General features: G+C 30.1%; 8 protein-coding genes. All 8 read left to right on the top strand.

Translation table 11 applies throughout. The annotated features are described in order from the left end of the window. Positions 1 to 270: 270 nt before the first annotated feature. The 8 genes from BTO21_RS08465 (at position 271) to BTO21_RS08430 (ending at position 7,309) form a co-directional block, all read left to right on the top strand. On the top strand, positions 271 to 1,260 hold the full coding sequence (locus tag BTO21_RS08465; RefSeq protein WP_045030702.1) for an undecaprenyl-phosphate alpha-N-acetylglucosaminyl 1-phosphate transferase: 990 nt from the start codon (positions 271 to 273) through the stop codon (positions 1,258 to 1,260). Positions 1,261 to 1,278: 18 nt separating this feature from the next. After that, on the top strand, positions 1,279 to 1,908 hold the full coding sequence (locus tag BTO21_RS08460; RefSeq protein WP_045030700.1) for a PI-PLC domain-containing protein: 630 nt from the start codon (positions 1,279 to 1,281) through the stop codon (positions 1,906 to 1,908). Then, on the top strand, positions 1,901 to 2,539 hold the full coding sequence (locus BTO21_RS08455) for an HAD family hydrolase (protein ID WP_239998051.1): 639 nt from the start codon (positions 1,901 to 1,903) through the stop codon (positions 2,537 to 2,539). The genes BTO21_RS08460 and BTO21_RS08455 overlap by 8 nt, the downstream gene beginning before the upstream one ends. After that, positions 2,532 to 3,620: a nuclear transport factor 2 family protein gene (locus BTO21_RS08450; RefSeq protein WP_045030698.1), complete on the top strand. Its 1,089-nt coding sequence runs from the start codon at positions 2,532 to 2,534 to the stop codon at positions 3,618 to 3,620. The genes BTO21_RS08455 and BTO21_RS08450 overlap by 8 nt, the downstream gene beginning before the upstream one ends. Then, the gene (locus tag BTO21_RS08445) at positions 3,613 to 3,945 is read left to right on the top strand and encodes a cupin domain-containing protein (protein ID WP_239998053.1); all 333 of its coding nucleotides are present in this window, start codon (positions 3,613 to 3,615) and stop codon (positions 3,943 to 3,945) included. Before BTO21_RS08450 ends, BTO21_RS08445 begins: the two co-directional genes overlap by 8 nt. Further along, the gene (locus tag BTO21_RS08440) at positions 3,939 to 4,691 is read left to right on the top strand and encodes a glycosyltransferase family 2 protein (RefSeq protein WP_045030694.1); all 753 of its coding nucleotides are present in this window, start codon (positions 3,939 to 3,941) and stop codon (positions 4,689 to 4,691) included. The genes BTO21_RS08445 and BTO21_RS08440 overlap by 7 nt, the downstream gene beginning before the upstream one ends. Positions 4,692 to 4,769: 78 nt before the next feature. Beyond that, the gene (locus BTO21_RS08435) at positions 4,770 to 5,888 is read left to right on the top strand and encodes an SGNH/GDSL hydrolase family protein (RefSeq protein WP_105026766.1); all 1,119 of its coding nucleotides are present in this window, start codon (positions 4,770 to 4,772) and stop codon (positions 5,886 to 5,888) included. After that, positions 5,885 to 7,309 (top strand): oligosaccharide flippase family protein, encoded by a 1,425-nt coding sequence (locus BTO21_RS08430; RefSeq protein ID WP_170064501.1) that lies wholly within the window; start codon positions 5,885 to 5,887, stop codon positions 7,307 to 7,309. The genes BTO21_RS08435 and BTO21_RS08430 overlap by 4 nt, the downstream gene beginning before the upstream one ends. The last annotated feature ends 7 nt before the right edge of the window (positions 7,310 to 7,316 follow it).

Raw genomic sequence — 7,316 nt, 5'->3', positions numbered from 1 at the left:
TTGGACCTATTCCCTCAACCTTCTAAATAACAAACAAACTTGTTTCATAACAAAGCATTAGCTGCGACAGCTAGTGCTTTTTTATGGCTCAAATTTCAGGTTTTGTGTCTCAGGCCCTTAAAAACACTGAGTTGGCCTGCTGAAAAAATTCATTTTTTCGGTAAGTGCCGCGATTAAATCGCGGCCTAAAGCAGGTGTTTTTTACACCCAAAGCAACGCGTTTTACACCCCTATTTTAGTTTACATTCCATTTTTATAAAGTTGGCAATAATGAATACTGCATATCTGTTTGTCTTTCTTATGTCGTTTATAACGTTATTCGTTATGCGAAAAGTAGCAAAGAAAGTTGGTCTGGTTGATAAACCTAACGCCCGCAAACACCACAAGGGCGTTGTGCCTCTGGTGGGCGGTATTTCCATTTACTTAGCATTATTGGCTGGCTTTACCTTGTTTCTACCGATGAGCCTAAACTTGCAATTGTATTTGGGCTGCTCGGCGATTTTGATTGTGCTTGGCGCGCTGGATGATTTCTTTGACGTCAGCTTTAAAATTCGCTTAGCCGTGCAAGCGGGAATTTCACTGGCGATGATTTGGGTCGGTGGCCACAGCCTACATCACTTAGGTTTTTTGATGGGCAGTGACACCATTGTACTCAATGAAGTGGCAGGTGCAGTTATTACCGTGATAGCCGTTATCGGTGCTATTAACGCTTTTAATATGGTCGATGGTATTGACGGTCTGCTGGGTGGGTTAGCCTCAGTGACCTTTACTGCATTAGGGATTGTATTTTACATCAGCGGTAACGAGTATTTGTCCACGATTTGTTTATTAATCGTAACCGCATTAATCCCATACATTTTGCTGAACCTCGGTTTTCCACTAGGACGCCGGTTTAAAATATTTATGGGTGATGCGGGCAGTATGTTCATCGGCTTTTCAGTGATCTGGATGTTGATCCGCGGCACTCAAGAAGTCGATATTATCGCCTTTAAACCTGATCGTGAACATCTGCATCATATTTGTGAGCGCATGGGTTTATCGTCATTAATGACGTTATTTGTTATCTGCTTATTAGCATCGATTTGTGCGGCAGTGGGGATTGTGGCTGATCTTAATGGTGTAGCTGAATCCACCATGTTCGTCACTTTCTTAATCATGTTCGTGGTGTACTTTACAGCGATTAGTCATATTTGGCGGATAACGACTTGGGTCAAAAAATCAATTAATCATCAAGTAAATCAAACAAAAGTTTATAAATAATATTTTATAGGTAAAAGAATGGAAATTATTGCCCACCGTGGTTATTGGTTAGAGTCTCAGGAAAAGAATTCTTTTAAAGCATTTGAACGAGCAATCAGTAATGGTTTTGGTATTGAAACGGATCTCAGAGACTATCATGGGAAAATTGTAATTAGTCATGATCTTCCAACTGAAAAAAATAAAACATTAGATGAATTTTTGAAATTAGTGTCTAAAAATAAAAAGGTGACATTAGCTCTAAATATTAAATGTGACGGATTACAAGATTTATTGCAAAGAAATGAATATTTAGGAGAGCATAAACATTTTTATTTTGACATGTCTATTCCTGATTGTTTGACTTTTAATCAAAAAAATATGTGCTATTTTTCAAGAGTTTCGGATGTAGAGCCTACTGCTCTGCTTTATAAAGATGCTGCAGGAATATGGCTGGATAATTTTTCGTCTAATAAATTAAACTTAGCTGAGTTAAATAAGGTATTAGAGGAAGGTAAGAAAGTCGCTTTAGTATCACCAGAACTGCATGGTTATGAGTATACAACCTATTGGGAACAACTAAAAAATCACATAAGGGATAGTCAGTCTTCAGAAAATATTCTTTTATGTACAGATTTCCCTATGCTAGCTAAGGAATTTTTTAATGTCTGATCGTAAAATTAAAGCTGTTATTTTTGATATGGATGGTGTGCTCATTGATGCGAAAGATTGGCACTATGATGCATTAAATAAGGCATTATCAATATTTGGATTAACAATTAGTAGACATGAACATTTAGTTACTTTTGATGGTCTTTCTACAAGCCAAAAACTCAATATGTTATCTAAAACCTATGTATTACCTGAGTCATTACATTGCTTTATTAATGAGATGAAACAGCAATATACAATGGATATCACTCATCAGTTATGTAAACCAGTGTTCCACCATCAATATGCATTATCTAAGTTGAGAGAAAATGGTTATCAATTAGCAGTTGCTTCCAATTCAATAAGAAATACTGTTAAGGTTATGATGGAGAAGTCATCTTTAATTAATTATCTTGACTTTTATTTATCAAATCAAGATGTTTCTGAAGGAAAGCCTAGTCCTGAAATTTATAATTTAGCTATATCTAAATTAGGTCTAAAACCTGAAGAATGTTTGATAGTAGAAGATAATGAGAACGGAATAAAAGCAGCTTTAGCTTCTGGAGCTAATGTCCTCAAAGTAGATTCAATTTATGATGTTAATTATGACAATATCATTCAGTATATTGAAGGAATAGAAAAAAATGCTTAATATTTTGATACCGATGGCTGGAGAAAATACATTTAAATTAACGAAAGATAATAATTTTCCTAAGCTACTTTCTGAAATTGATGGACGATTATTAATTGAACATGCTGCTGCTCCTTTCTTATCACTTAAATTCGATAAAAAAATAATAGTAGCAGTACCGACAAAACAAGCTGAACAGTATCAACTTGATAAAGTTATCCATTTACTTGGTGATGATATTGCTATTTCTTTAATTAATGGTCATACAAAAGGTTCAGTTTGTTCAGCATTATTAGCCATTGATAATATTGATCTAGATAAACCGTTAGTTATTTCAAGTTTTGAACAAGTATTAGATTTTGATCTTAACCCATATTTATCTGAGTTATTAGATGGAAATGTTGATGCGGGTGTACTTACATTCGAGGCAATACATCCGAAATGGTCATATGTAAAAGTTGATAATAATAATACGGTTACTCAGGCAGCAGAAAAGACACCAATTAGTAATAATGCGATAGCTGGTTTATATTTTTATAAATCTGCTCGTATATTTATCGATGCAGCTAAAGAAATGATACGTAAAGATGTTCAAATAAATGATTCATTTTTTATTTCGCCAACGATAAATGAAATCATATTAAATGAAGGTATTGTTAAAGCCATTAAGATAGATAAATCTAAATATTTTCATATTAATGATGAACACTCATTAGAGACCTTTGATATTAAATGCTCTGATAATAGAAAATTTAATCGAAATCAAGTTATAGAAAAAAGTAAGCAGTATATTGCTGATTTCAATTTATGCAATATTGATAAAATGAAGAAATATTTTTCTGAAGAAATTTCTTTGATTGATCCAAATACATCGATATCAGGTAAAAAAAATGTACTTGATTATATAGAAACTTTATTTACTAATGTATCTCATCTTTCATTTAAAGAAAATAATATTATGGTGGATACTATGCATAGTATTATAGAATTTGAATTGAAAATTGATAATAAAAAATTTATTGGTACAGATATTATTGAATGGAACGACCAGTTCGAAATACAATCAATATGTGCATATTTATATGAGGTATACAGTGAATAAAAGTAATTTAGATGATTATATTCGAGGATGGTTTGTTGGTGGGTTCAAACCAACACTATTTAATACAACAGATGTAGAAGTTGCAATTCAAAAATTCAAGAAAGGTGATAAAGAAGCGAGCCATTGCCATAAAATTGCTACAGAGATAACCGTGATTATATCAGGTAAAGCGATGATGAATAAAATCATATTAGAGGAGGGGGATATATTAAAAATTGAACCCGGTGAATATACTAATTTTGAAGCTTTAGAAGATACTGTGACTGCCGTCGTAAAATTACCTGGCGCATTAAATGATAAATATCTTGAGGTTGTAGAATGTTAAATATTGTAGTTCCAATGGCGGGGAAAGGTAGTCGTTTTGCGGATGCTGGTTACGAATTACCAAAGCCATTAATTGATGTTAATGGTAAACATATGATTGAGGTTGTAATTAATAATCTTAAGCCTGATTGTGAGCATCGCTTTATATTTGTTTGTCAAAATGAGCATATAGATAAGTATCAACTTAGAGAAGTGTTTAATTCTTCTTGCGAAAACTACGACATAATTGGCATTGATGGTATTACAGAAGGTGCCGCAATAACAGTATTAAAAGCAAGAGATTTTATTGATAATAATGAACCATTAATGATAGCTAATTCTGATCAGTGGGTAGATATCAATATCAACGATTATTTATTAAATATGGATAGTCGTGGTTTAGACGGAAGTATGCTGACAATGAAAGCTAATGATCCAAAATGGTCATATGCAAAAGTTGATTCTAGTGGTTTAGTTTTAGAAGTTATTGAAAAAGTAGTTGTATCTGACGAAGCTACAGTTGGTATATATAATTTTAAACATGGTAGTGATTTTTGTAAATTTGCAGATTATATGATAAGTGAGGATATTCGCAGTAATGGTGAATTTTATGTAGCGCCTGTTTATACATTTATGGTATCAAAAGAACTTAATGTTGGAATATATAATATAGGTGAAGAAGCTAATGGAATGTATGGTTTAGGCATTCCCTCAGATCTTGAAATATTCCTTCAAAGTCGTGTCTTATGCAAGGCTATTGATTTTTAAGTAATTAAATATTAAATGGTATGATCTATTATAAAACCATTTAATAGTAAAGTTAAACCATACTCTAAAGTGATTAATGTGAAAGTTGTACTACTGGGTGGAAGTAATTCAATAAAAAAAAATGGGCTATCTAAATACTTCAGAGATTATCATACATTATATAATTATTCATTAGGGGCATCTTCGTCACTACAAAATCTGTATGAAATAATAAGGTGGGAAAAAGTATTACAGGAATCAGATATCGTAATATGTGAATCTAATGTAAATGATTTTCATAATACAAATATGCTGGATACAGATATAGCTACAATAGAGCAAAATATAAAATCACTATATGAAAGACTGTCATCCATTGAAACAAAGGTAATTGTATTACTATTACCATTATTAACTAAAAAATATAAATTTAAAGTTGAAATTAATAATATACATTTAAAATATATAAAGTTATATAAACTTGACTATGTAGATATTGACTCATTTTATAAAAAAAATGGCGTAGAATATTTCTACGATTTTGATAACTTAGATCATCCTCTTGACTATCTAATGTATAGGTTAGGAGAGAAAATAATAGATAATTTTTCGCAATATGATATTGGCTATAATATTATATCTGATGATGATCGTTATGTTATTTTAAATGGTTTTGGTTGTGATAAAAAATCTAAAAATAATAGTCAATTTAATGAAAATATTACATTGGTTAGTGATGTTTTAAAATTAGACTATGACGGATATAAAATCATAGGAATTCATAGTTGGAATGATAGTAATAGCATTATTAATATTTTTTCTGCTAATTGCTCATACAGTAGAGGGGGGAATAATGAGAATCAGTTTCATGATATAAGTACACCATTTATGATAGATAGTAATACATATATTGTTACATCTAAGTGCAACTTTCAAAGTGAGAAAACTATACGCTTTGAATCTAATTCTTTATCAGATTCTAATTTTGGTTTAGTCGCGCTATTTATTAGAGAAAAAAATGAGAAAAAACTAATTAAAATTAATAGACATGGTAAGATTCATAATAACTTACTTGCCTATATGTTAAAGGAAAGGAATAATATTGAACAATATATTTCTTATAAGAAAAATAGCAGGTGGTTATATAAGTTTGTGGCAAAAAACAAAAACAATATAGTCATAAGATATTTATATTCTATCAAGAGATTATTACTTTGAACGTAAAATTATATAAAGCTATAGTATCAAGTGTTATTGGTAAACTGGCAGTTTATATTGTTCAGTTTACTCTTCTTATGATATATGCGAGATTATTTTCACCTGACGATTTCGGTAAAGTAGCATCGATTTTTGTATTTGTAGTATTTTTTCAACTGCTATCAGATATTGGTATTGGACCTGCATTAATTAATGAGAAAAGAATCTCTAAAAGTGAACTTAATGGTGTGTTTACTCTCACCATTATTATCGGAATAATTACTACGATTATATTTTTAGTATCATCTGTTTTTATTTCTGATTTCTATAGTGATAAAATATACCAGCTTCTAGTCTTATGTATAGCACCTACAGTTTTATTTAGCTGTTGTTCTATAGTGCCTTATACCTGTTGTTTGAAAGATGTTCTGATAATAAAAATAAATATTATAGAAGCAATATCTCATATTATTTCGTTCTTACTAATTATAATAACTCTTGATTTTATTTCACCTATTGTATTATTGGCTTTGAGAAGTAGCATTTTTTCATGCGTAAGGTTCTTTATTTTATATAAAGTGTCTTCGAAAACCTCCTTAGGGAGAGCTATAATAGGATTTGACTTTAGTATTTTTGAAAGGATTTGGAAGTTTAGCAGTTATCAATTTGGTTTTGGAATTATAAATTATTTTTCTAGAAATCTAGATAATATACTTATTGCTAAGTTCTTAGGACCAATAAAAGTTGGAATATATGATCAATCATATCAATTGATGAGATATCCATTACAATTAACATCATTTGCACTAAGTTCAGCCATTCAGCCCGTTCTAAGTGAAAAAAAAAGCGACTTAGAATATATAGCTAATGAGCATAATAAATTAATAGAAAAGATAGTCTGTTTGTCCTTAATTATATTTTCTTTTTTCTTTTTTAATTCAGAATTAATCGTCTATTTAATTCTTGGAGATAAATGGTTAAAGGTTATCCCGTTAATTGAAATATTTAATTACTCTTTGCCTTTCCAAATGATAATGGCTACATCTGGAGCTTTTTTTCAATCAATTGGTCGTGTCGATTTACTATTTAGAGCTGGACTTATTGGTTCTATTATATTTGTTATATCTATAGTTACATCTATATTTTTTTATTCTATTAAAGCAACAGCTTGGTCTGTTACAATATCTTTTATTCTAAATTTTATATCTATATATTATATACTATTTAAATTCGGTTTTAAGAAAGAGCTAAAATCATTTTATTTAACTATATATAAAGTCATATTGAAATTTATACCATATATAATACTAACAATATTTATTTATTCTGTACTAGAAAATATTTTAGATCATGAATCTTATTTTATAGGGATTATATCTACAATACTTCCAATTGTTGTTTTTATGAAAAAATTTTTGTTGATAATGAAAGAAAATAATTAATTATATA

Origin of the sequence: Photobacterium phosphoreum (assembly GCF_002954725.1) — a bacterium.
GTDB classification, from domain to species: Bacteria; Pseudomonadota; Gammaproteobacteria; order Enterobacterales; family Vibrionaceae; genus Photobacterium; species Photobacterium phosphoreum.
This window is presented reverse-complemented; position numbering and strand designations above follow the sequence as displayed.